A 21,246-nucleotide genomic window follows, 5' to 3' on the forward strand; every position below is an offset into this window, starting at 1 on the left:
GCCTTCAGGGGCACGTTAGCGGGACGTTTCCGTGCCGTCGAGCGGGCAGATGTGTGGACGCAGTGCTTCGTTCGGGCGCCGTGTTGCTGTCCCGCGTACGCCGCTTGAAGCTCGACCCAGGATGCGCGAAGATCGCGCGGTCTTCAGGAAAGGCGGACACGATGAGTCTGGGCTATATCACGGGTGCAGGACGGGGGGCGGCAGATCGCTGCCTGGCGGCCTTTGCCGAGGAGGCGAAGGCGAAGGGCGTTCGGCTGGCCGGGATCGTGCAGGACAACGTCGAATGCGCCGACAGTGAGCTGTGCGACATGGACGCGGTGGTGCTGCCCGACGGGCCGGTGATCCGGATCTCGCAATCGCTGGGCGAAGGCTCGCGCGGGTGCCGGCTGGACCCTGAGGCGCTGGAAACATCCGTTGCGGCGGTGGAAGCGCGGCTGCGCCAGGCGCCACGTCCGGATCTTCTGATCGTCAACAAGTTCGGCAAGCATGAAGCGGGCGGCCGCGGCTATCGCCCCGTGATCGCCGAGGCGCTGGCGGCCGGCATCCCGGTGCTGACCGCCGTGAACCCCACCAACCACGATGCCTTTCTCGACTTCGCCGGTGATTTGGCCGAGCCCGTGGCGGCCCAACCCGACGCTCTGTGGCACTGGCTGCAGGCCGCGCGGGCCGATGCCGCCTAACCGCCTGCGCCCTTTGGCAGGCTCGGGGTCCGATGCTGTGTCCACGCGGCCGCGTAGTCCTGCAGCCTTACGAAGCGGACATCCGAATACGATTTGAAATGCCGGATCATCCGGTCGAGTGCGCGGATCCGGTGGCCGCGACCTATCACCTGCGGGTGCATTGTCAGCGTCATCAGGCCCGCGCCGACGTCCTCGCGCAGGTAGGCGAATTCCTCGGTCCAGATGAATTCCAGCCGCTCGGGGCTGGCATTGCCGGGCAGCACGCCGCCCTGCGCGTTGCGGACATATTCGAAGTACGGGAAATCGTCGAGATGCCAAGCCACGGGCAGTTCGACCAGTCCTGTCGGCTCTCCTCAGACATAGGGCCCGTCCTGCGTCCACCTGTCGCCCACCCGCGCCCAGTAGGGGGAAAAATCGTCTCCCATCAGGCTGCTGTCATACAGGAACCCGTGTTCGATCAGCAGGGGTATGGTCGCCGGGCTGATGTCCCACGCGGGGGAGCGGTAGCCGACAGGCCGCGTGCCGGTCGTTTCTTCCAGAACCGTCAGGCCCCTTTGCAGCACGTCACGCTCCTGTTCGGGCGTCAGGCGGACGGGGTTTTCGTGGACCCAGCCATGGTGCCCGATCTCGTGCCCGGCGGCGGCGATCTCGCGGCAGTGATCCGGGAAGGCCAGCGCGGTATGGCCGGGGACGAAGAACGTGCCGGGCAGGTCGTGGCGATCCAGCAGGTCGAGGATGCGCAGCAACCCGATGGGCCCGAATTCGCCCCGCGACACCATGCTGGGCGAAGTCGCGCCGTTGGCGATCCAGTTCGACATCCCGTCGAAATCGAAGGTGAGGGCTATGCAGATTTCCGACATGGGGCAAGTGTCCGCCAGCGCGGCGCGCTTGTCGATGCGGCATTGCCGTGGCAATCTGAAAGACAACGCTATGTCTTTGCTGACGTTCAACACGTGGGGGAGATGGTGGGCGACCCTGGAATCGAACCAGGCGTGCGTCTCCGCGAGGGAGTTACAGTCCCCTGCCACACCTTGCGGCCTGTCGCCCATCAGCCCTGCGAACGTTGCCGTTGCGCCGGACGTGGAGGCGTGATTACAAGCGCGCCAGATGAGCGTCAACAGGAAAATCCGGGCCGCGACATTGCCGGTTTCATACCGTGCACGGGGCCTGATCCGCAGCGGGGCAGAGCGATGAAAAAGCCGAAATGGGTCGTCGAAAAGGAACGCGCGCGCAAGACGTCGGCGTCCGAGACGGTGTGGCTGTTCGGTCTGCATGCCGTGCGGGACGCGCTGGAAAACCCGCGGCGCGAGAAACTGCAGCTGGTGGTGACCCGCAACGCCGCCGACAAGCTGACGGACGCCATCGCCGCCGCCGGCATCGAGCCCGAGATCGCCGATCCGCGGAAGTTTCCCGCACCGCTCGATCCCGGTTCGGTCCATCAGGGCGCGGCGATGGAAGTGCGGCCGCTGCAATGGGGATCCATCGAGGACGTTTGCATCGGGGCCGAGGCGCCGCGTGTGCTGTGCCTCGACCGGGTGACGGACCCGCATAACGTGGGGGCGATCCTGCGCACGGCCGAAGTGCTGGGCGCCAGCGCCGTCATCGCCCCGCGCCATCACGCGGCTCCCGAAACCGGCGCGCTGGCCAAGGCGGCCAGCGGGGCGCTGGAACGCCAACCCTACCTGCGGGTGCGCAATCTGGCCGAGGCCATCAGCACCCTGCGCGATCTGGGCTACCTGACGCTGGGGCTGGATGGTGAGGCGGATCTGACAGTCGAACAGGCGCTGGACGGCCGCCAAGGCGGCGCCGTGGCGCTGGTGCTGGGCGCGGAAGGCCCGGGCCTGCGCGAGAAGACGCGGGAAACCGTAGACCACCTGGTGCGAATCGTTCCGGCGGGGGCGTTCGGCTCCTTAAACGTGTCGAACGCTGCTGCGATCTCCCTTTACGCGTCCCGCCGCGGCTGAGCCTTGCGCCAAGCGCGGCGCATCGGTCACATCTGCGTGGTCAGGGGGGCGTAGACCGGTCACATCCCCGTCAGCCCCCTTTGCACGGGCGTCCGTCATGGGCAGTTTGGCACTCGGCGCAACGCTCGCGCCCCCTGCCCCTGTTCCAGATCCACGGACCCCGTCGCCAGGTATGACCAGCCGTCGCGCCTTTCTTTGTTCTGCCGCAGCACTTGCTGCGCTTGGCGTGGCGCGTCCGGCCCTGGCAGGGCACGCGTCAATCTACTACCTGGACGCCGGCGTGGCGATCGGGGGCTACGATCCGGTCGCCTACTTCACCCGCAAGCGTGCGGTGCCCGGATCGCCCGCCTATGCGCTGATGTGGAAAGGGGCGATCTGGCAGTTCGCCTCGCGCCGCAACCGCGATCTGTTCGAGGCCAATCCCTATGCCTTCGCGCCGCAATATGGCGGGCATTGTGCCTATGGGGTGGCTGTCGGCATGGTGGTCAGCGGCGATCCTACGGCCTGGGACATCCGCGACGGGCGGCTTTTCCTGACCCATTCGCAGGTGATCCACCGGGCCTGGAAGATGGATGCCGATGCCCATATCGAAGAAGCCGACGCGAACTGGCCGGCGGTTTTGCACCGATAGCTTTCGTTCAAGAGGGCCGTTTCGGCAGGACCTTGCCGTTTTCAGCCCGTCATGACGCTCACACCGATTTGCATGCTCTTTGCAAGGCGCGTTCCGTGGTTATCTGTAGGGAGAGCCGAACGCAGTGGAACCGCGTTCGGTGTTCACTGTCCCTCGTTCCGCACTGGCGCTCAAGGCATTATGCCTTGGGCGCTTTTTTCTGATGCGGGGGACAGGCGTTCGGTTCTATGCTGCGGCCCATGCCCGATTATTCCGATGCCCATCTGAAACAGATCCTGACCGGCACACGGTCGATTGCCGTGGTGGGCGTGTCCACCAATCCGGTGCGGCCGTCGAACTACGTCGCGCGCTACCTGGGCCTGAAGGGGTTCCGCGTGCACCCGGTGAACCCGGCATCGGCGGGCGACATGCTCTACGGCGCAAAGGTGGTGGGGTCGCTGGCCGATGTGAACGAGCCGGTCGACATGGTCGATATCTTCCGCCGCCCAGAATTCGTGCCTGCCATCGTGGACGAGGCGATTGACGTGTTCCCCGACCTGAAGGCGATCTGGATGCAGATCGGGATCGAGCACCCGGAGGCCGCGGCTAAGGCCGAGGCGCGGGGCATCACGGTGATCCAGAACCGCTGCCCGAAGATCGAGTACCAGCGTCTGTTCGGCGAGCTTCGGATGGGCGGGTTCGCGACCGGGGTGATTTCTTCGAAACTGAAGTGATCGTGTCTGGACGGGCAGGGGGCTCTGCCCCCGCCGCGCCTGCGGCGCGACTTCCCCGAGGTATTTGAAGACCAAAGAAGTCCAAGGCGATGGCGCCAAGGTTCCCACACCGGCGATCACCTTCCGACCGTCGGTAGGGTGCGTGGTCCCCACGCACCGCACCGCGCGCCGCGTTTACTCCCGGCTGGCCTTCTCAGCGATGCCGCTGGTGCCGGCGCGACGGTCGAGTTCGGCCAGGACATCACCCAAGCTCACATCGCGCGCGGCGAGCATCACAAGCAGGTGGTAGAGCACGTCGGCGGCTTCCGAGGTCAGGCGGTCACGGTCGCCCTTTACCGCTTCGATGATCGCCTCGATCGCTTCTTCCCCGAACTTCTCGGCGCACTTCTCGGGGCCCTTCGACAGCAGCTTTGCCGTCCAGCTGCTTTCGGGATCGGCGCCGCGGCGGGCTTCGATGGTCCGGGCCAGATCGTCGAGCGCGCTCATGTCAGCCTCATGGGAATGCCGGCATCGGCCATGTGGGCCTTGGCCTGCGAGATGGAATAGGTGCCGAAATGGAAGATCGACGCGGCCAGCACCGCCGAGGCGCCGCCCTCCGTCACCCCTTCGACCAGGTGGTCGAGCGTGCCGACCCCGCCCGAGGCGATCACCGGCACGTCTACCGCATCGGATATGGCGCGGGTCAGCGGCAGGTTGAACCCGGCGCGGGTGCCGTCGCGATCCATGGAGGTGAGCAGGATTTCCCCGGCGCCCTTCGCCGCCACGGTCTTCGCGAACTTTACCGCGTCGATACCGGTGGGTTTGCGGCCGCCATGGGTGAAGATCTCCCACCCGCCGCCTTCGACCGTCTTGGCATCGATGGCCACGACGATGCACTGGCTGCCGAACCGGTCGGCGGCGCGCGCCACGACATCGGGGTCGGCCACGGCGGCCGAATTGAAGGATACCTTGTCGGCGCCCGCCAGCAGCAGGTTTCTCACGTCGTCAAGCGTGCGGACGCCGCCGCCCACGGTCAGTGGGATGAAGCACTGTTCTGCCGTGCGGCGCACCAGATCGAACATCGTGCCGCGGTTTTCGTGGGTGGCGTGGATGTCGAGGAAACAGATCTCGTCCGCGCCGGCCGCGTCATAGGCCCGGGCGGCTTCGACGGGGTCGCCCGCATCGATCAGATCGACGAAATTCACGCCCTTGACCACGCGGCCGTCGGCGACGTCGAGGCAGGGGATCAGGCGGGTTTTCAGCATTCAGGCTCTCCGGCGGCGGATGGTGCGGATAATGCCCACAACGAGCCAGAGAAGGCCAGCGGGCGCGACGACAGGCATCAGGAAGAGCGGACCCCAGGCGGCGAACATTCCCAGGGCATAGGCGGTGTCGGCGATATCGCGGCCAAGGAACGGGCAGGGGTTGGCATAGCCTTCATGGATCGTGCAGCCTTGCACCTGGCCGAGATAGAGCGTGGCGGCGACGGCCCCGAGCCAGAGCGCGACCGGGGCCAGCGTCAGGATCGCCAGCAGGGTGGTCAGCCAGCGTCCCATGGATCAGGCCAGCGCCTCCAGCGCCGCGGCGAGGTCGAGCGCGCCGTCATAGAGCGCACGGCCCGAGATCGCGCCATCGAGATCCGCGCCGCAATCGCGCAGCGCGACGAGGTCGTCGAGCGACGAGACACCGCCCGAGGCGATGACCGGGATCGAGACAGCGCGGGCCAGCGCGGCGGTGGCGGGCACGTTCGGACCCTGCATGGCGCCGTCACGGTCGATGTCGGTGTAGATGATCGCCGCGACGCCTGCGTCCTCGAAGCTGCGGGCAAGGTCGGTGGCCATGACGTCCGTCTCTTCGGCCCAGCCCTTGGTGGCGACGCGGCCCTTGCGCGCATCGATGCCGACGGCGACCTTGCCGGGGAAGGCGCGGGCGGCCTCGCGCACGAGATCGGGGTTTTCCACCGCAACGGTGCCCAGGATTACCCGCGCGAGGCCCTTCGACAGCCACATCTCGATCGTGTCGAGATCGCGGATGCCACCGCCCAGCTGGGCGGGGACGGGGCAGGCCTTCAGGATCGCCTCGACCGGTGCGGCGTTGACCGGCTTGCCTTCGAAGGCGCCGTTCAGGTCGACAAGGTGAAGCCACTGGCACCCGGCCTCGACAAAGGCCTTGGCTTGCGCCGCGGGATCGGTGTTGAAGACGGTCGCCTTCTCCATGTCTCCGCGCAGGAGGCGGACGGCCTGGCCGTCCTTCAGGTCGATGGCGGGGTAGAGGATCATGGGAGGTGTCCTTGGTCGCGGGGCGCGTCAGGGCGCCCAGGTCAGGAAATTGGCGATCATGCGCAGGCCGGTGGACGCGCTCTTTTCCGGGTGGAATTGCAGGCCCAGCCGCGTGCCGTGGCCGACGACGGCGGTGACATCGCTGCCGTAATCGACATGGGCCATCAGGTCGGCCGGGTTGGCCGGGCGCAGGTGATAGGAATGCACGAAATAGACATGATCGCCCGTCGCGATCCCGTCGAACAGCGGGTGGGGCCGGTCGATCACCAGGTCGTTCCAGCCCATATGCGGGACCTTCAGCTTCGGGTCTTCGGGCGTGATCTTTACCACGTCGCCGTCGATCCAGCGCAGGCCTTCGGTCTCTTCATATTCGTGGCCGGTGGTGGCCATCAGCTGCATGCCGACGCAGATGCCCATGAAGGGGCGGGCCTTGATTTCGACGGCCTCGCGCAGTGCATCCATCAGGCCGGAGTGGCCCCGAAGTTCGGCGGCGCAATGCGGGAAAGCGCCATCGCCCGGCAGGACGACGCGGTCGGCCCGGGCCACGACATCTGGATCGGCCGTGACTACGGCCGTGCCCGCGCCAGTTTCGGCGGCCATGCGCTGGAACGCTTTTTCCGCGGAATGCAGGTTGCCGCTTTCGTAATCGATGATCGCCGTCAGCATCGCCGTTACAATGCGCCCTTGGTGGAAGGCACCGCGCCCGCGGCGCGCGGATCGGCCTCCAGCGCGTCGCGCAATGCGCGGGCGACGGATTTGAAGGCGGCCTCGGCAATGTGGTGGCTGTTCAGCCCGTGCAGCGCATCGACATGGAGCGTGATGCCGCCATGGGTCGAAAACGCCTGGAAGAATTCGCGCACCAGCTCGGTATCGAAAGTGCCGATCTTCTGCGTGGGCATGTCGACGTTCCACACCAGGTAGGGGCGACCCGACAGGTCCAGCGCACAGCGCACCAGCGCGTCGTCCATCGGCAACAGGCACGACCCGTAGCGCGTGATGCCCCGCTTGTCGCCCAGTGCCTGCGTCAGTGCCTGACCCAGCGCGATGCCCGTGTCCTCGACGGTGTGGTGATCGTCGATATGCAGATCGCCCGTGGCGCGGATGGTCAGGTTCAGCATGGCGTGGCGGGCCAGCTGGTCGAGCATGTGATCGAAGAAGCCCACGCCGGTGGCATTGTCATAGGTGCCGGTCCCGTCGAGATCGAGCGTGATCTCGATATCCGTCTCCGACGTCTTGCGTGTGATCTGGGCGGTGCGCATGGGGCATATCCTTGGTTCGCCGCGCTTATAGGGCGGCGCGGCACAGGTTCCAAGGGGCTGGCGCTGCGGTCTTGCCCTTGGCCCGCGCCCGTGTCAGCGTCGCATCGCGTGATCAGCCGGCCGGGAGCCCCATCGACATGACAACATGCGTCTTCATCCAGATCCGCTGCAAGCCGGGCACGACCTACAAGGTGGCCGAACGCATCGCCCTGCGCGAGATCCATTCCGAACTGTATTCGACAAGCGGGGAATACGATCTGCTGATGAAGGCCTACGTGCCGACGGGCGACGATGTGGGCAAGTACATCAACGACAACCTGCTGGATATCGACGGGATCGAACGGTCGCTCACGACGATGACGTTCAAGGTGTTCTGACAAAGACTTCTGACCACCCCCGGAATCGCCCGCGCCCCGTCCCCCGGCCTTGCCGGGCCCACCCGCCCGCCCCGCCGGATCCCTTCGGGCACCGGCGGCCCGGCGCGGCCGGGATACGGGGCGCGGGCTGACCCATCGAGAGGCTTGCGGGGAACCGTGGCGTCTACTTTGGTCCGGAAATACCTCGGAAGTACGGGGGGAAGAGCCCCCGTTCCGGGTGTAACATCCGGGGGCAGGTGGCGACGTCATGTCCCCCACGCCACGCGCACCGCGTGTCGCCGCAGCGCCGCAATCGCCTCGTGACGTCCGAATAATAAAGCGTTAAGATCGGCCGAGCCGGGGAGGGTCGCCGCGCGGGATCCGCGCATGCCTTGCCCCAGGGGCGCGACCATGCGGGCCGCGTCCGACCGGCTTAAGGAACCTGGCGCACGCGAAGAAGGAGAGTGGGCGATGGATCTGAGAGCACATACACGCGCCTATGCCGAGAAAGACAACCGGCTGGCGTTTGCGAACTACCTGGGCACGTTCGCGGCCTATTTCGGATCGCTCTACTTCGCGATCGTCTACGTCAACCTGTGGTACGTGCTGGTGCCTGCGGCAGTGGTTCACGCCTTTTCGGCCGTGCGCCTATACGTCCTGCAGCACGACATGGGCCACCATTCGCTGTTCAAGACCCGCCGCCAGAACGAGATCGGCGGCCATATCGTGTCACCCTTCACCTTCGCGCCGCACGAGGTGATGAAGCAGAACCACAACGCGCACCATTCCTATGTCGGCAATCTGGATCATCGCGAAACGACCGAGATCCACACCATGACCCTGCGCGAATGGAACGAGGCGGGGACATGGGACCGGCTGGTCTACCGGCTGTATCGCAACCCCTTCGTGCTGATTCCGGCCGGCGCGCTCTTTACCTATTTCATCCGCTACCGTTGGCCCAAGAACACGATGAAGTTCGGGCCCGTTGGCGTGATCCTGCATAACGTCTCGATCGTCTGCGTGATGGGGATCCTCTACATGCTCGCAGGCTGGACGGGGATCCTGGTCTGGTTCGGGGCCTCGATGCTGGGCGGCATGATCGGCGTGTTTCTTGTCTACCTTCAGCACAATTTCGAAGACACCTACTGGGACCGGCGCCCCGACCTCGACCCGCAGATCGCGGCGCTGCAGGGGTCGTCTTGCCTCGACTTCGGGTGGTTCTTCGACATGGCGGTGGCGTGGATCACGCTCCATGACATCCACCATTTCAACGCGCGCATCCCCTGCTACAAGTTGCGCCGCTGCCATTACAGCCTGCCCGAAGAGGTCGCGCTGCGCCGGATCAAGTTCCCCGAAGCGGTGGCCGCCCTGCGCCTGAAGCTGTGGGACGAGGAGCACAACCGCCTCGTGCCATTCCCGAAGAACCGGCCCGACATGTCGGCGGCCGCCGCGGTCTGACCCTGACCCTGACCCTGACCATGGCCGCGAAACGCGACAGCAAACGCAAGGCGAAGGCCTTGCGTTTTTTCGTCGTGGGGTTGCGAAATCCGGATATGTATATACATTTGCCGACTAGGAACCAAAGGCCCGGATCCCAGGTCGGACAGGACCGGCCGACAGGGGAAACGGTGTCAGAACAGGAGCATACATGATCCCGATCCAACGCGTCCGCGGTGTGGGGCCCGCCCTGGCGAAGGCGCTGAACGACGCCGGCATTTCCAGTGCCGAGAAACTGGCCGCCGCAACTCCGGCCACGCTGACATCCATCGACGGGATCAGCGAAAACCGCGCCACGACCCTGATCGCCGCGGCGAAGGAGGTCATCGCCTCCGACGTCAAGCCGGCCGTGACGCCTGCCGCAACGACCTCACGCCGCAAACCCGCGACGCGGACCACGGCCAAGCCCGCCGCAGCGAAAAAAGCATCCCCGGCACGGCGCACGACCACGGCGGCCAAGCCCACGGCCAAGCCGCGCGCGCCCACCAAGACTGCCGCAAAACCGGCCGCGACCCGGGCGCCGGCTGCCACGGCCCCGGCGACGCCAGCGCCCACCGCCAAGGACAAGGCGCAGGACGAAGCCGCGGCGAAGAAGGAGGCCAAGAAGGCTGCCAGGAAAGCTGAAGAGGCGGCGAAGAAGGCCAAGAAGAAGGCCGCCGACAAGAAGAAGAAAGACGCGGACAAGGCCAAGAAAGACGCGAAAAAAGCCGCCGAGAAGGCCAAGAAAGAAGCCAAGAAGGCCGAGAAGAAGATCAAGGCCGCCGCGAAGAAGGCCGCCAAGGCCGCGCGCGAAAAAGCGAAGAAGGCCGCAAAGGCGCTGCGCGACAAGGCCAGGAAGAAGAAATGACCGGACCCCGCCGCACAAGACGGCGGGGCAGGGCTCAGACCAGCTTTCCCTCCGCGGACAGGATGGTCTTGCCGCCAAGATAGGGCGCCAGAACGGCAGGCAGGGTGACCGATCCGTCCTCTTCCTGCCCGTTCTCCAGCACCGCGATCAGGCAGCGCCCCACGGCCAGGCCCGAGCCGTTCAGCGTATGCACGAACCGGGGCTTGCCGCCAACCTCGCGGAAGCGCGCATTCATCCGCCGCGCCTGGAATTCGCCCGTGGTGGAGACCGACGAGATCTCGCGATACGCATCCTGCCCCGGCAGCCAGGCCTCGATGTCGAAGGTCCGCCGCGCGCCGAAGCCCATGTCGCCCGTGCACAGCACCATCGTCCGGTAGGGCACGCCCAGCTTCTCAAGGATGCCTTCCGCGCATTTCAGCATCCGCTGCTGCTCGGCATCGCTTTCGTCAGGATGGGTGATCGACACCATCTCGACCTTCTCGAACTGGTGCTGCCGCAACATCCCCGCCGTGTCCCGCCCGGCCGAACCCGCCTCGGACCGGAAGCACAGCGTGTGCGACGTCAGCCGGATCGGCAGGTCCTTCGCATCCAGGATATCGCCCGCCACCGAATAGGTCAGCGTCACTTCCGAAGTCGGGATCAGCCACCAGCCATTGGTGGTCTGGTAACTGTCCTCGCCGAACTTCGGCAGCTTGTCGGTGCCGTACATCGCCTCGTCGCGGACCAGCACCGGGCTTTGCACCTCGGTCAGGCCGTTCTCCTCCGTGTGCGTGTCCAGCATGAACTGTGCGAGCGCGCGGTGGATCTTGGCCACGCCGCCTTTCAGCATCACGAACCGCGCGCCCGAGGTCTTGGCCGCCGTCTCGAAATCCATCGCACCGGCGACGCCCGCGATCTCGTAATGCTCCCGCGGTTTGAACGCGAAGCTGCGCGGCTCGCCCCAGCGCTTCTGTTCGACATTGTCGTCCTCGCCCCCGCCATCGGGCACGTCATTGGCGGGCAGGTTCGCGATCCGCGCCAGCTGGTCGGTCAGCTTCTCGTCCAGTGCCCGCGCCTCGGCCTGCAGGCCTGCCACCTCGTCCTTCTTGGCAGAGACGAGCGCGCGCAGCCGTTCGAACTCGGCCTCGTCCCCGCGCCCCTTGGCGGCGCCGACTTCCTTCGAGGCCTTGTTCTGTTCGGCCTGCGCCGTCTCGGCGGCCAGGATTTTCGCGCGGCGCTCCTCGTCGAGCGTCAGGAGAGCGGCCGAAACGGGCGCATCCCCCCGCCGGGCAAGGGCTGCATCAAAGGCCTCCGGGGCCTCGCGAATGGCGCGGATATCGTGCATCTGAACTGTCCTTCGCGGTCCGAGTCGTTGTGACGGTGCTTATGCCGTGGGATGGGGCGGAGGGGAAGGCTACGTTATTTTATGCAGCCTACATGCTCCAGCGCTAGTTTTAAGCTTTCCTCGAACTCTAGAAATGAAGCAGCATTTCGTAGAACTTCGATATTCTGTTCTTGTGCTATTCGCACCATTATCCCAGCATCCGAATTTTTGCGTTTCGAAAAAGATCGAGAAAAATCGCGTAGAGTTGCCTTGGGGTCTAGTAATGCCTCCGCTTCTTTGGGTGTCGTAGGCAAAATGCCTTCGGGATCTGATTTTGCTCCAAAGGCAGCCAGCACAGCCTCAAAATCGGCAATGGCCCACGCTTCAAGCTCTTTTATTGGTGTAAGAAAAGCAGTGGTGGAAGGTTCGAATCCGCATTTCTCGACCGCTTTCTCAACCAAAGCTTCGCGGCGGAACGCTATGTTTTTCTGAAGATTTCGTCCGCCTGAGTCAGCGTGAACTATTAGAATGTGAAATTCTTCTCGGCGGGCACATATTTGATCCGCAGCAGTATCAAAATCCCTCACCGGGATGCCAAAAGTAACAGAGGGCGTGAGAGCCACATCATATGGGCGCACGCCGTCGTTTAACAAAATATTGTCAATTAATCGAGGGATGAGTACATTAAAATATTTCTCATCACTGCTTCCTTCATAGTACGCGGCCCACGACAGATACATTACACGCCGCTCGCCATTTTCTTAAGCAACTCCTCTACTTTGGCGGGGTAGAGGTGATGTTCATCATCAAATAGGGTTTTATCCGGCGCAATCCTTCGCATCCGTGTGCGGACTTCCGATGAACTACTTTCATCTCTTGCTGATAGAATCATATCCGCAAATAGAACTTCCTGAAACTCAAGGGATCGCATCACTGCAGGGGAATGTGTGTTCATCAATATCTGGAAAAAATCTCCTTCTTCACTTTGTTGAGTGGTAGCGCCTCTTAAGATCTCAATAAGGTCAGGGATGCGTCCCTCATGAACGCCGTTCTCAGGCTCCTCGAAGCAAAGGATTCCTTCTCTGTCGGGGTCATCAATTAGTGCCAGAAGCGCAAGCAGCCTAATCGTTCCGTCGCTAATAACTCTGGAGCTAAATGATGTTTCGTCGCGCAGCTCAATCTCGAATGCATACTCTCCGGAACGAGAGTCATCTAGCATTTTGACATTTCTCACTTGAGGGATTAGCATCGCAAGGTCGGCCGAAATGTCCGAAAGAGATCCATTTTCCCTAGCGTCAGTCTGGGATCGCCTCTTAATGTCCGACAAGCAGGCCGCAAGATTTGATGCATCACTGCGAAGTTTCTTATCCTCGTATTTGTCGCTGGCTTTTCTGGCGGACGTAGGATTGATTTCGAGAAATCTAGTACCAGAAATCAGTTTTTTCAGCGCAAAAAGATGACGGAACTCAGACGTCGCAATTGTAGATAGCGCACTTCGGGCAGCTTCCGCGGCGGGAAGCTGAAGGGGGCTGCCGCGTTTTGAGGTCCCACTTTCGGCTAAACCGTCCTGACGAATTCTAAAGACCCTGGCGTTGCCTTGAGCGTCCCTCTCCGTTTCTAGAAATGGGGTTTTCCGGCTGGATCGACTGATCTTCTCGTTTATTCCAAAAGAGATTCTATCTTGTTCGCCTTTAATCACGCGGCAGTCTTCGTGGCTGACGAATACTCCCTGAAGGTCTTCTTTGAGCTCCAATTGGATCTCGTATCTAAGGCGTTGAGCGGCAGTTTCATATTGAGTTCCGAAGTCATCGAAACCTTCGCGGGGAAGAAGGACTTCCAAGCTGAACGTCATTTTTGTTGAGGCGCCAGAAGGCGTTCGCCGAAATAGCTCGTCTGGTTCGCCGCGAAGATCCTGCATTGCCTGCCTAACATCAGTCTCCGCCAGTCTAGCGAGAAACTTGATTGCGTCAAAGAGGTTCGACTTCCCGCTTGCGTTAGGTCCTACAACCGCAACGAAAGGTCGCAAGTCAGCACTAAAATTGCTGAAAGTTTTAAAACCGTCAATTTCAATCCGTGTGATCAAATTGGATGCTTTCTTCTTCCTGTTTCGTTAGATGCGGCTTGAGCTCACGTAGCGGTGAATGCGGGGCTGCATGTGTTACGATATACGTGCTCGTTATTCTCGGGAAGCACTTTGTACAAACCGGACTCCACCCCTCCCAGCCTTGTACAAACCCTACCAAACCCTGCCGACAGGCTCGCTCCACCGCCTTGCATCCCTGCGCCGCCCGGACTAGGGTCCGCGCGAATTTGAGGGGGGTCGGCCCCCGCTTCAACGCTAAAGGGACCTCTCCATGGACGGCGCACTAGCCCAGTTTCTGCCTCTGATCCTGATCTTCGTGATCATGTACTTCCTGCTCATCCGCCCACAGCAGCAGAAGGTCAAAAAGCATCAGGCCATGGTCGAAGCCCTGCGTCGCGGCGATCATGTGATCACCCAAGGCGGGCTTCACGGCAAGGTCACCAAGGTGCGCGAAGACGGCGATATCGATGTCGAGATCGCCGAGGGCGTGAAGGTTCGCGTGGTCAAGTCGACCGTCGCGCAAGTGGTCTCGAAGACCGAACCGGCCAGCGAGTAAGCCGGTAACAAAGGCGTTTCCCGCCAATGCTTTACATCGAAACCTGGAAACGCGTCCTGATCATTCTGGCCTGCGCGGCCGGTCTGCTTCTGGCGGCGCCGAACCTGTTCTACGACCGCGTCGAGACCCATAACGACGCGGTCAAGGCCATCGAGGCCCGCGGCGCCACGCCCGAGCTTGAGGCCGATCTGGCCGAATGGCCCAGCTGGCTGCCGTCGGGTCTTGTGAACCTCGGGCTCGACCTGCGGGGGGGGGCGCATCTGCTGGCCGAAGTCCAGACGGGCGACGTCTACGCCGCCCGCATGGACGCGCTGTGGCCCGAAGTCCGCGACACGCTGCGGGCCGAGCGCGACACAATCGGCACCATCCGCCGCCAGCCGTCGGCGTCGGATACGCTGCGCATCCGAATCTCCCAGCCCGAGAACATGGCCCAGGCGCTGGACGCCGTCCGCGCCCTCGCTCAGCCGATCCAGACACTGTCCGGCGTGGGCGAAAGCGACATCGACGTGACCGCGTCGGGCGACGAGATCGTCGTTACCCTGTCGGACGCCGAAAAACTTGCATCGGACGACCGCACGGTGCGGCAGGCGCTGGAAATCATCCGCCGCCGGATCGACGAGGCCGGCACGCGCGAACCCACGATCCAGCGCCAGGGCTCGGACCGGATCCTGATCCAGGTGCCCGGCGTGGGGTCGGCCGCGGAACTGAAGGAAATCATCGGCACCACGGCGCAGCTGACCTTCAGCCGCGTGATCAACCGCACGACCGACCCCGACACCCGCGCGGGCACCGGCAACAAGCTGGTCCCGGCGCTGGACGAGGAGGGCACGTATTACGTCATCGAATCCGCCCCCGTCGTGACGGGCGAGGATCTGGTGGATGCCCAGCCCGCCTTCGACCAGAACGGCAGCCCGGCGGTGAACTTCCGCTTCAACCCCCACGGCGCGCGGCGCTTCGGGGAGTACACGGCGCTGAACATCGGGTCCCCCTTCGCCATTGTGCTGGATGACGAAGTCATCAGCGCGCCGGTGATCCAGTCCCATATCCCGGGCGGATCGGGCATCATCACCGGCAACTTCACGGTCGAGGAATCGACCGACCTGGCGGTGCTGCTGCGCGCCGGTGCCCTGCCGGCCGAGCTGACCTTCCTGGAAGAACGGACCATCGGACCGGAACTGGGGCAGGATTCGATAGAGGCCGGCAAGATCGCCACCATGGTCGCCTTTGCCGCCGTGCTGGTCTTCATGTTCCTCAGCTACGGGATGTTCGGGATCTTCGCCAACATCGCGCTGATCATCAACGTGGGCCTGATCTTCGGCCTGCTGTCGATGATCGGGGCCACGCTGACCCTGCCGGGGATCGCGGGGATCGTGCTGACCGTCGGCATGGCGGTCGACGCCAACGTGCTGGTGTTCGAACGGATCCGCGAGGAGCTGAAGACGGCCAAGGGCCCCAGCCGGGCGATCCAACTGGGATACGAAAAGGCGCTGTCGGCCATCCTCGATGCCAACATCACCACCTTCATTACGGCCGTGATCCTGTTCGCCATCGGCTCGGGCCCGGTGCGGGGGTTCTCGATCACGCTTGGCCTTGGTATCATCACCTCGGTCTTCACGGCGATCTTCGTCACGCGGCTGATGATCGTCATGTGGTTCGAACGCCGCCGCCCCAAGACGTTAGAGGTCTGAGATGCGACTGCGACTGGTTCCCGAAATAACTTCGCTGGATTTCTTCAGCCGTTCCAAGCTGTGGCTGGGATTGTCGTCGATCCTCATCGTGGCCTCGCTGGTGTCGTTCTTTTCGATGGGGCTGAATTTCGGGATCGACTTCCGGGGTGGCACCACGATCCGGACGGAAAGCGCCCAGACGGTCGATATCGGCGTCTACCGTGGCGCGATCGACGCGCTTGGGCTGGGCGACGTGACCATTACCGAGGTCTTCGATCCTACCTTCGGGCCGGATCAGAACGTGGCGATGATCCGTATCCAGGCCCAGGAGGGCGAGGAAAGCGCCAGCGCCGAAATGGTGGCGCTTGTGGAAGGCGCGCTGGCGGAGGCCATTCCGGATATCCAGTTCGTGTCGGTTGAAAGCGTGGGGCCCAAGGTCTCGGGCGAGCTTGTGCAGACCGCGATCACGGCCGTGGCGCTCGCCATCGGGGCCGTGCTGATCTACATCTGGCTGCGCTTCGAATGGCAGTTCGCGCTGGGGGCCGTGGTGGCGCTGGTGCATGACGTGGTGCTGACCATCGGGATCTTTTCCATCGTGCAGATCCGGTTCGACCTGGCGATCATCGCGGCGCTGCTGACCATCGTGGGCTATTCGCTGAACGATACCGTGGTCGTGTTCGACCGGGTGCGCGAGAACCTGCGCAAGTTCAAGCAGATGACGCTGAAGGAAGTGCTGAACCTGTCGATCAACGAGACGCTCAGCCGGACGCTCATGACCTCGGTCACGACGCTGCTGGCGCTGATCTCGCTGTTCGTGCTGGGCGGCGACGTGATCCGCGGCTTTGTCTTCGCGATGATCTGGGGCGTGGTCGTAGGCACCTATTCTTCGGTCTTCGTGGCGTCGACAATCCTGCTGTACCTTGGCGTGAAGCGCGACTGGTCGAAGCCCGACAAGGGCGCAGGCACGCAATTCGCGAACGTGGACGCCTGACATGCAGCTGAACGAGGCCCCATTCCCCGACGTGAAGCCGGTGGACGGATATGGCCCCGGGTTCTTCCGCGTGGGCGGCGAGGTTTATTACGGTGCCGTCATCACGGGGCCTGAAGGAACCGTTGCCTGGGGCGGGTTCGAGGACACGGCCGCGCTGACCCGTCTGGCCGCGAAGGTCGACGTTGTTCTGGTGGGCACGGGGCCGGAGATCGCGCATCTGCCCGGGCCGTTCCGCGCGGCGATCGAAGCGGAAGGCATGGGCGTGGAATCCATGGCATCCCCCGCCGCGTGCCGCAGCTTCAACGTGCTGGCCTCCGAAGGCCGCCGCGTGGCGCTTGCGGTTCTGCCGGTCTGAGCACGCGTGGAGCTTGAGGGGGCGCGGCCCCCTCCGCCCGTTCCGGGCTCCTCCCCCGGAGTATTTCCGGAAAGAAGAGAAAACAGGCGGGCCAACCCGGGCCGCGAACGAGAGAGCGGCTTTTGGATTGCCGCAAGCTCGGATAAGTCCTGAGGGATGACACTGACCGTAACCGATCTGACCGTCGCGCGAGCCGGGATGCCCGTTCTGGAAGGGGTGTCCTTTGTCGTGGCGCCGGGCCAGGCGCTGGTGCTGCGGGGCCCGAACGGGATCGGCAAGACGACGCTGCTGCGCACGCTGGCGGGGCTGCAGGCACCGGTGGCGGGCCGGGTCGACGGCGCAGGCGAGGCTGTGGCCTATGCCGGGCACGCCGACGGGATCAAGGCAACGCTGACGGTGGCCGAGAACCTGACCTTCTGGGCGCGGATCTTCGGGACCCAAGGGATCGGCACGGCGCTCGCGGCTTATGCGCTGGAGCCTCTGGCGGACCGCATTTCAGGCGAGTTGTCCGCCGGGCAGAAGCGGCGGCTGGGGCTGGCGCGGATGCTGGTCACCGGGCGGCTCGTCTGGGTGATGGACGAACCGACAGTTTCGCTGGATGCCGGTGCGGTGGAGATGTTTGCAAGCGCAATCCGGGCCCATCTGGGGCAGGGAGGCAGCGCCGTTATCGCCACGCATGTCGCGCTGGGGCTGGAGGGCGCGGCGCTCGATGTCTCGCCCTTTCGCGCGGTGCTGCCGGCGCCGGGGTCGGATGCCTTCGACGAGGCCTTCCTGTGATCGCGCTGTTCCTGCGGGATCTGAAGCTGGCCATCCGGGCGGGGGGCGGGTTCGGTCTGGGGCTGGCGTTTTTCCTGATCGTGACCGTCCTGGTGCCGTTTTCCATTGGTCCGCAGACCGATCTGCTGACGCGTATCGCCCCGGGTGTCTTGTGGCTGGGGGCGTTGCTGGCCTGCCTGTTGTCGCTCGACCGGCTGCTGGCGCTGGACTGGGAGGACGGGACGCTCGACCTGCTGGCCACGGCGCCGATCCCGCTCGAGGCCGTCGTGACGGTGAAGGCCCTGTCGCACTGGGTCGTGACCGGTCTGCCCTTGGTCTTGGCCGCACCGGTGCTGGGGGTCATGCTGAACCTGCCGTTGGAGGGCTTCGTGCCGCTGGTCCTGTCGCTGCTTCTGGGAACGCCGGCGCTTTCGGTGATCGGGACCTTCGGCGCGGCGCTGACCGTGGGGCTGAAGCGGGGCGGGCTTTTGTTGTCGCTGCTGGTGCTGCCGCTGTATGTGCCAACACTGATTTTCGGGGCCGAGGCGGCGCGGCGCGGGGCGCAAGGGCTGGAGGCCGGCACGCCGCTTTTGCTGGTGGCTGGCATCACCGCTTTCGCCGCAGGGTTGCTGCCATTGGCCAGTGCCGCCGTCCTGCGCGTCAATCTGCGCTGAGATGTGAATTGCAGGGCCAACGGGTGCGGACTAGATACGTCATATGTCGCTGTGGAAATATTCAAACCCCTCGAAGTTCCTGACGACGTCGGAACGGATCCTGCCGTGGGTCTGGACGCTGGCCGCGATCTGCCTGATCGGCGGGCTGGTTTGGGGGTTCTTCTTCACGCCTGACGATTACCGCATGGGATCGACGGTCAAGATCTTCTACCTGCACGTGCCCGCCGCCCTGATGGCCATCAACGCGTGGCTGATGATGCTGATCGCCTCGCTGATCTGGCTGATCCGGCGGCACCACGTGAGCGCGCTGGCCGCACGGGCCGCAGCCCCGGTGGGTGCCGCGATGACGGTCATCGCACTGGTGACCGGCGCGATCTGGGGCCAGCCGATGTGGGGCACGTGGTGGGTCTGGGATCCGCGATTGACCTCGTTCCTGATCCTGTTCCTGTTTTACCTGGGCTACATCGCGCTCTGGTCCGCGATCGAGGATCCGGACACGGCGGCCGACCTGACATCGATCACGTGCCTCGTGGGCTCTGTCTTTGCGCTGCTGTCGCGCTATGCCGTGAACTTCTGGAACCAGGGGCTGCACCAGGGCGCGTCGATGAGCCTCGACAAGGAGCAGAACGTGGCCAACGTGTTCTGGTTTCCGGCGGTGACCTGCATCGCGGGCTTCGTGTTGCTGTTCGTGGCGCTGGTGCTTTACCGCACGGGGACGGAGATCCGCGCCCGTCGCATGCGCGCGCTGCTGGCGCGGGAGAGGGCGGTCGCATGATGCCGGATCTTGGGAAATACGCGGACACGGTGCTTTGGTCCTATGTCGCGGCGGTGGTTGTGCTGGGGGCGGTAGTGGCGATGACCTTCTGGCGGGGGCGGCGCGTACGAGCCGAACTGGCCGAGGTCGAAGCGCGTGTCGCGGGAAAGGCTGGGACCAATGGCTAGGCTTTCTCCCCTTATGATCGTGCCTCCGCTTCTGTTCGCCGGGTTCGTCGGGCTGGCGGCCGTGGGCATGTACAGCGGCGGGGACGATTCCCTGCCATCGACCTTCATCGGCCAGCCTGCGCCGGCGGTGCCCGACAAGGGCCTGCCCGGATACGCCGTGCTGACCGATGCGGACCTGGCGCAGGGCGAGGTGAGCCTTGTCAACTTCTGGGCCAGTTGGTGCCCGCCCTGCCGCGCCGAACATCCGGTGCTGCAGGAACTGGCCGATACGGGCATCCCGCTTTACGGCGTGAACTTCAAGGACGATATTGGCCCGGCGACGCGCTACCTGCAGGATGACGGAAACCCGTTCCGCGCCGTGGGCTTCGACCCGCAGGGGCGCAAGGCCATCGACTGGGGCGTGACCGGCCCGCCGGAGACCTTCATCATCGGGGGCGATGGCCAGGTGCTTTACAAGTTCGTGGGGCCCCTGGTGGGAAGCGACTACCAGCAGCGATTCCTGCCCGAGCTGAAGAAGGCCATGGGCACGCTTCCGCCCGGATTGGCAACCGGCGGCTCCTGAGGGGCCTGTGGAAGGGCTTCGGACTCACCAAAGCAGCAAGGCTTCGCATCCATCCACGCGCGCATCCTGCCTGACAGACCACCCGCCCGGCCCCAAGTGAAATGGCCGCATCCACGCCTGCGGCGCGGAGCCTCGGCAATTTCGCTTGGCCCCGGTCGGGCGGTCCGTCTGTCCGGAGGCACGCGAGGACGGCTCCGAAGCAGCAGGTTTGATGGGGCGGGGCCTAGCCGCGGGCGCGCATGGCAAGGGCGTCGTCAGTTGTGAGGGCGTTGCCTGCATAGCCCCAGGCGCCGCTTTTCACTTCGTGGATCCGGACCGAGGTTTTGGCTTGCAGCGTCTGGCCCGCGACCTCGCCGAAGGCGGCGGTGACGTTTTCGATGATCCGGCGTTTCTCGTTGTCCGAGAAGACGCCTTCGAGAACCTGGATGTCGATGGCTGGCATTGTGGTCTCCTTCTGTCAGAGGCGATAGCCTCCGGAGACGGTCAGCACCTCTCCGGTGATGAAGCGGGCCGCGTCGGAGGCAAGAAAACGGACCGCCGGGGCGATGTCGCCGGGTGTGCCGATGCGGCCGAGGGCCGTCATGTCCACGAATTTCTCGGTCAGGTCGTCCGGGCGCGGTGCTTCGGGCAGGTTGATGGCGCCGGGAGCCACCGCGTTGATGCGGATGCCGCGGGGGCCGAGTTCCTTCGCCATGCCGCGCGTCCACGTGTTGAGCGCGGCCTTGCTGGCGCCGTAGGCCACCGCGCCCATGGGCGGCAGCACGGCATTGACCGAAGAGATACTGACCACTGCCGCGCCGGGCTGCAAATGGGGCAGGGCGGCGGCCAGAAGGGCCGCGGGCGCGGTGACGTTCAGCGCGTAATGGCGGGCGTGGGCCGCGGCGTCGAACGCATCGTGCGGCGTGGGCTGGATTTCGGCGGCGTTGTTCACGATCAGGTCGAGCTGGCCGAAGCGGTCGATGATCTGCGCCACGATCCGTTCCGCGGCGCCGTCTTCCGTAAGGTCGGCGCGGATGGCCAGCAGGTCCGGCGCGGGCTCCGGTTCGGTGGAATGCCACGTGAAGGCCAGGTCGTGGTCCTGCGACAGGTCGGCGACGATGGCGCGGCCGATGCCGCGGGCGCCGCCGGTGACGAGAGCTGTCTTGCGCATCG

29 protein-coding genes and 1 tRNA gene are annotated in these 21,246 nt (G+C 64.5%); 16 read left to right on the plus strand and 14 right to left on the minus strand.

The genetic code is table 11. The annotated features are described in order from the left end of the window. Positions 1-161: 161 nt before the first annotated feature. On the plus strand, positions 162-680 hold the full coding sequence (locus tag D4754_RS12990; protein ID WP_121064229.1) for a DUF2478 domain-containing protein: 519 nt from the start codon (positions 162-164) through the stop codon (positions 678-680). Here the strand turns inward: D4754_RS12990 and D4754_RS12995 are convergent. The 3 genes from D4754_RS12995 to D4754_RS23980 form a co-directional block, all read right to left on the minus strand. Continuing rightward, positions 677-1,003, minus strand: coding sequence for a polysaccharide deacetylase family protein (locus D4754_RS12995; RefSeq protein ID WP_121064231.1), 327 nt, complete (start codon positions 1,001-1,003; stop codon positions 677-679). The genes D4754_RS12990 and D4754_RS12995 overlap by 4 nt on opposite strands. Before the next feature lie 30 nt (positions 1,004-1,033). After that, entirely contained in the window at positions 1,034-1,540 is a 507-nt protein-coding gene (locus D4754_RS23975) for a polysaccharide deacetylase family protein (protein WP_163025899.1), read from the minus strand. Between the two features lie 103 nt (positions 1,541-1,643). Next, positions 1,644-1,727 (minus strand) — tRNA-Tyr (locus D4754_RS23980). A 143-nt stretch (positions 1,728-1,870) separates the two neighbouring features. On the opposite strand from D4754_RS23980, the gene rlmB reads away from it, so the two are divergent. The 3 genes from rlmB to D4754_RS13015 all read left to right on the plus strand — a co-directional run bounded on the left by rlmB (position 1,871) and on the right by D4754_RS13015 (position 3,988). Then, on the plus strand, positions 1,871-2,644 hold the full coding sequence (rlmB, locus tag D4754_RS13005) for a 23S rRNA (guanosine(2251)-2'-O)-methyltransferase RlmB (protein WP_121064777.1): 774 nt from the start codon (positions 1,871-1,873) through the stop codon (positions 2,642-2,644). A 172-nt stretch (positions 2,645-2,816) separates the two neighbouring features. Then, complete coding sequence (locus D4754_RS13010) at positions 2,817-3,275, plus strand: YHS domain-containing (seleno)protein (RefSeq protein ID WP_240453877.1); 459 nt, start codon at positions 2,817-2,819, stop codon at positions 3,273-3,275. A 239-nt stretch (positions 3,276-3,514) separates the two neighbouring features. Further along, positions 3,515-3,988: a CoA-binding protein gene (locus D4754_RS13015; RefSeq protein ID WP_121064780.1), complete on the plus strand. Its 474-nt coding sequence runs from the start codon at positions 3,515-3,517 to the stop codon at positions 3,986-3,988. Positions 3,989-4,162: 174 nt separating this feature from the next. On the opposite strand, the gene D4754_RS13020 is transcribed toward D4754_RS13015, so the two are convergent. The 6 genes from D4754_RS13020 to hisB are packed head-to-tail and all read right to left on the minus strand — an operon-like array spanning position 4,163 to position 7,505. Next, the gene (locus tag D4754_RS13020) at positions 4,163-4,474 is read right to left on the minus strand and encodes a phosphoribosyl-ATP diphosphatase (protein ID WP_121064235.1); all 312 of its coding nucleotides are present in this window, start codon (positions 4,472-4,474) and stop codon (positions 4,163-4,165) included. Then, positions 4,471-5,232, minus strand: coding sequence for an imidazole glycerol phosphate synthase subunit HisF (gene hisF / locus D4754_RS13025; RefSeq protein ID WP_121064237.1), 762 nt, complete (start codon positions 5,230-5,232; stop codon positions 4,471-4,473). The genes D4754_RS13020 and hisF overlap by 4 nt, the downstream gene beginning before the upstream one ends. Further along, a complete protein-coding gene (locus D4754_RS13030; protein WP_240453878.1) occupies positions 5,233-5,523 on the minus strand; it encodes a hypothetical protein in 291 nt (96 codons plus the stop codon). A gap of 3 nt (positions 5,524-5,526) precedes the next feature. Then, entirely contained in the window at positions 5,527-6,246 is a 720-nt protein-coding gene (gene hisA / locus D4754_RS13035) for a 1-(5-phosphoribosyl)-5-[(5-phosphoribosylamino)methylideneamino]imidazole-4-carboxamide isomerase (RefSeq protein WP_121064239.1), read from the minus strand. A gap of 27 nt (positions 6,247-6,273) precedes the next feature. Next, a complete protein-coding gene (gene hisH, locus D4754_RS13040; protein WP_121064241.1) occupies positions 6,274-6,912 on the minus strand; it encodes an imidazole glycerol phosphate synthase subunit HisH in 639 nt (212 codons plus the stop codon). A gap of 5 nt (positions 6,913-6,917) precedes the next feature. Further along, positions 6,918-7,505, minus strand: a complete 588-nt coding sequence (gene hisB / locus D4754_RS13045; protein ID WP_121064243.1) for an imidazoleglycerol-phosphate dehydratase HisB — start codon at positions 7,503-7,505, stop codon at positions 6,918-6,920. A gap of 137 nt (positions 7,506-7,642) precedes the next feature. Here hisB and D4754_RS13050 point away from each other — a divergent pair, with 137 nt between their 5' ends. The 3 genes from D4754_RS13050 (at position 7,643) to D4754_RS13060 (ending at position 10,205) form a co-directional block, all read left to right on the plus strand. Then, the gene (locus D4754_RS13050) at positions 7,643-7,882 is read left to right on the plus strand and encodes an Lrp/AsnC family transcriptional regulator (protein WP_121064245.1); all 240 of its coding nucleotides are present in this window, start codon (positions 7,643-7,645) and stop codon (positions 7,880-7,882) included. A gap of 450 nt (positions 7,883-8,332) precedes the next feature. Continuing rightward, complete coding sequence (locus tag D4754_RS13055; protein ID WP_121064247.1) at positions 8,333-9,319, plus strand: fatty acid desaturase; 987 nt, start codon at positions 8,333-8,335, stop codon at positions 9,317-9,319. A 190-nt stretch (positions 9,320-9,509) separates the two neighbouring features. Then, positions 9,510-10,205 carry a helix-hairpin-helix domain-containing protein gene (locus tag D4754_RS13060; protein ID WP_121064249.1) on the plus strand — a complete coding sequence of 232 codons (696 nt, stop codon included), beginning with the start codon at positions 9,510-9,512 and terminating at the stop codon, positions 10,203-10,205. 34 nt (positions 10,206-10,239) lie between these two features. On the opposite strand, the gene serS is transcribed toward D4754_RS13060, so the two are convergent. The 3 genes from serS to D4754_RS13075 form a co-directional block, all read right to left on the minus strand. Next, positions 10,240-11,529, minus strand: a complete 1,290-nt coding sequence (gene serS, locus D4754_RS13065; protein WP_121064250.1) for a serine--tRNA ligase — start codon at positions 11,527-11,529, stop codon at positions 10,240-10,242. Between the two features lie 74 nt (positions 11,530-11,603). Next, positions 11,604-12,248, minus strand: a complete 645-nt coding sequence (locus D4754_RS13070) for a DUF4276 family protein (RefSeq protein WP_121064252.1) — start codon at positions 12,246-12,248, stop codon at positions 11,604-11,606. Next, on the minus strand, positions 12,248-13,591 hold the full coding sequence (locus D4754_RS13075) for an AAA family ATPase (protein WP_121064254.1): 1,344 nt from the start codon (positions 13,589-13,591) through the stop codon (positions 12,248-12,250). The genes D4754_RS13070 and D4754_RS13075 overlap by 1 nt, the downstream gene beginning before the upstream one ends. A gap of 271 nt (positions 13,592-13,862) precedes the next feature. Between D4754_RS13075 and yajC the strand changes: the two genes are divergently transcribed. From yajC to D4754_RS13120, 9 genes are all read left to right on the plus strand, one after another. Continuing rightward, positions 13,863-14,147 carry a preprotein translocase subunit YajC gene (gene yajC, locus D4754_RS13080; RefSeq protein WP_121064256.1) on the plus strand — a complete coding sequence of 95 codons (285 nt, stop codon included), beginning with the start codon at positions 13,863-13,865 and terminating at the stop codon, positions 14,145-14,147. 26 nt (positions 14,148-14,173) lie between these two features. Beyond that, positions 14,174-15,835 carry a protein translocase subunit SecD gene (gene secD / locus D4754_RS13085; protein ID WP_121064258.1) on the plus strand — a complete coding sequence of 554 codons (1,662 nt, stop codon included), beginning with the start codon at positions 14,174-14,176 and terminating at the stop codon, positions 15,833-15,835. 1 nt (position 15,836) lies between these two features. Continuing rightward, positions 15,837-16,805 carry a protein translocase subunit SecF gene (gene secF / locus D4754_RS13090; protein ID WP_121064260.1) on the plus strand — a complete coding sequence of 323 codons (969 nt, stop codon included), beginning with the start codon at positions 15,837-15,839 and terminating at the stop codon, positions 16,803-16,805. Position 16,806: 1 nt separating this feature from the next. After that, positions 16,807-17,160: an Mth938-like domain-containing protein gene (locus D4754_RS13095; RefSeq protein ID WP_121064262.1), complete on the plus strand. Its 354-nt coding sequence runs from the start codon at positions 16,807-16,809 to the stop codon at positions 17,158-17,160. 156 nt (positions 17,161-17,316) lie between these two features. After that, positions 17,317-17,937 carry a heme ABC exporter ATP-binding protein CcmA gene (gene ccmA, locus D4754_RS13100; RefSeq protein ID WP_121064264.1) on the plus strand — a complete coding sequence of 207 codons (621 nt, stop codon included), beginning with the start codon at positions 17,317-17,319 and terminating at the stop codon, positions 17,935-17,937. Beyond that, entirely contained in the window at positions 17,934-18,590 is a 657-nt protein-coding gene (gene ccmB, locus D4754_RS13105; RefSeq protein WP_121064266.1) for a heme exporter protein CcmB, read from the plus strand. Before ccmA ends, ccmB begins: the two co-directional genes overlap by 4 nt. A gap of 43 nt (positions 18,591-18,633) precedes the next feature. Next, the gene (locus D4754_RS13110; protein WP_121064268.1) at positions 18,634-19,365 is read left to right on the plus strand and encodes a heme ABC transporter permease; all 732 of its coding nucleotides are present in this window, start codon (positions 18,634-18,636) and stop codon (positions 19,363-19,365) included. Further along, positions 19,362-19,532: a heme exporter protein CcmD gene (gene ccmD / locus D4754_RS13115; protein WP_121064270.1), complete on the plus strand. Its 171-nt coding sequence runs from the start codon at positions 19,362-19,364 to the stop codon at positions 19,530-19,532. Before D4754_RS13110 ends, ccmD begins: the two co-directional genes overlap by 4 nt. Then, on the plus strand, positions 19,525-20,094 hold the full coding sequence (locus D4754_RS13120; RefSeq protein WP_121064272.1) for a DsbE family thiol:disulfide interchange protein: 570 nt from the start codon (positions 19,525-19,527) through the stop codon (positions 20,092-20,094). The genes ccmD and D4754_RS13120 overlap by 8 nt, the downstream gene beginning before the upstream one ends. A gap of 223 nt (positions 20,095-20,317) precedes the next feature. Here the strand turns inward: D4754_RS13120 and D4754_RS13125 are convergent, their stop codons facing one another. Then, positions 20,318-20,536, minus strand: coding sequence for a tautomerase family protein (locus D4754_RS13125; RefSeq protein ID WP_121064274.1), 219 nt, complete (start codon positions 20,534-20,536; stop codon positions 20,318-20,320). 15 nt (positions 20,537-20,551) lie between these two features. After that, positions 20,552-21,244: an SDR family NAD(P)-dependent oxidoreductase gene (locus D4754_RS13130; protein WP_121064276.1), complete on the minus strand. Its 693-nt coding sequence runs from the start codon at positions 21,242-21,244 to the stop codon at positions 20,552-20,554. Between the last annotated feature and the right edge of the window lie 2 nt (positions 21,245-21,246).

Origin of the sequence: Chachezhania antarctica, from assembly GCF_003646465.1 — a bacterium.
Taxonomy (GTDB): Bacteria; Pseudomonadota; Alphaproteobacteria; order Rhodobacterales; family Rhodobacteraceae; genus Chachezhania; species Chachezhania antarctica.

Coding starts and splice junctions, on each gene's coding strand:
- D4754_RS12990 (WP_121064229.1), top strand. CDS start 162: ATGAGTCTGGGCTATATCACGGGTGCAGGACGGGGGGCGGCAGATCGC.
- D4754_RS23975 (WP_163025899.1), bottom strand. CDS start 1,540: ATGTCGGAAATCTGCATAGCCCTCACCTTCGATTTCGACGGGATGTCG.
- rlmB (WP_121064777.1), top strand. CDS start 1,871: ATGAAAAAGCCGAAATGGGTCGTCGAAAAGGAACGCGCGCGCAAGACG.
- D4754_RS13010 (WP_240453877.1), top strand. CDS start 2,817: ATGACCAGCCGTCGCGCCTTTCTTTGTTCTGCCGCAGCACTTGCTGCG.
- D4754_RS13015 (WP_121064780.1), top strand. CDS start 3,515: ATGCCCGATTATTCCGATGCCCATCTGAAACAGATCCTGACCGGCACA.
- D4754_RS13020 (WP_121064235.1), bottom strand. CDS start 4,474: ATGAGCGCGCTCGACGATCTGGCCCGGACCATCGAAGCCCGCCGCGGC.
- hisF (WP_121064237.1), bottom strand. CDS start 5,232: ATGCTGAAAACCCGCCTGATCCCCTGCCTCGACGTCGCCGACGGCCGC.
- D4754_RS13030 (WP_240453878.1), bottom strand. CDS start 5,523: ATGGGACGCTGGCTGACCACCCTGCTGGCGATCCTGACGCTGGCCCCG.
- hisA (WP_121064239.1), bottom strand. CDS start 6,246: ATGATCCTCTACCCCGCCATCGACCTGAAGGACGGCCAGGCCGTCCGC.
- hisH (WP_121064241.1), bottom strand. CDS start 6,912: ATGCTGACGGCGATCATCGATTACGAAAGCGGCAACCTGCATTCCGCG.
- hisB (WP_121064243.1), bottom strand. CDS start 7,505: ATGCGCACCGCCCAGATCACACGCAAGACGTCGGAGACGGATATCGAG.
- D4754_RS13050 (WP_121064245.1), top strand. CDS start 7,643: ATGACAACATGCGTCTTCATCCAGATCCGCTGCAAGCCGGGCACGACC.
- D4754_RS13055 (WP_121064247.1), top strand. CDS start 8,333: ATGGATCTGAGAGCACATACACGCGCCTATGCCGAGAAAGACAACCGG.
- D4754_RS13060 (WP_121064249.1), top strand. CDS start 9,510: ATGATCCCGATCCAACGCGTCCGCGGTGTGGGGCCCGCCCTGGCGAAG.
- serS (WP_121064250.1), bottom strand. CDS start 11,529: ATGCACGATATCCGCGCCATTCGCGAGGCCCCGGAGGCCTTTGATGCA.
- D4754_RS13070 (WP_121064252.1), bottom strand. CDS start 12,248: ATGTATCTGTCGTGGGCCGCGTACTATGAAGGAAGCAGTGATGAGAAA.
- yajC (WP_121064256.1), top strand. CDS start 13,863: ATGGACGGCGCACTAGCCCAGTTTCTGCCTCTGATCCTGATCTTCGTG.
- secD (WP_121064258.1), top strand. CDS start 14,174: ATGCTTTACATCGAAACCTGGAAACGCGTCCTGATCATTCTGGCCTGC.
- secF (WP_121064260.1), top strand. CDS start 15,837: ATGCGACTGCGACTGGTTCCCGAAATAACTTCGCTGGATTTCTTCAGC.
- D4754_RS13095 (WP_121064262.1), top strand. CDS start 16,807: ATGCAGCTGAACGAGGCCCCATTCCCCGACGTGAAGCCGGTGGACGGA.
- ccmA (WP_121064264.1), top strand. CDS start 17,317: ATGACACTGACCGTAACCGATCTGACCGTCGCGCGAGCCGGGATGCCC.
- D4754_RS13110 (WP_121064268.1), top strand. CDS start 18,634: ATGTCGCTGTGGAAATATTCAAACCCCTCGAAGTTCCTGACGACGTCG.
- ccmD (WP_121064270.1), top strand. CDS start 19,362: ATGATGCCGGATCTTGGGAAATACGCGGACACGGTGCTTTGGTCCTAT.
- D4754_RS13120 (WP_121064272.1), top strand. CDS start 19,525: ATGGCTAGGCTTTCTCCCCTTATGATCGTGCCTCCGCTTCTGTTCGCC.
- D4754_RS13125 (WP_121064274.1), bottom strand. CDS start 20,536: ATGCCAGCCATCGACATCCAGGTTCTCGAAGGCGTCTTCTCGGACAAC.
- D4754_RS13130 (WP_121064276.1), bottom strand. CDS start 21,244: ATGCGCAAGACAGCTCTCGTCACCGGCGGCGCCCGCGGCATCGGCCGC.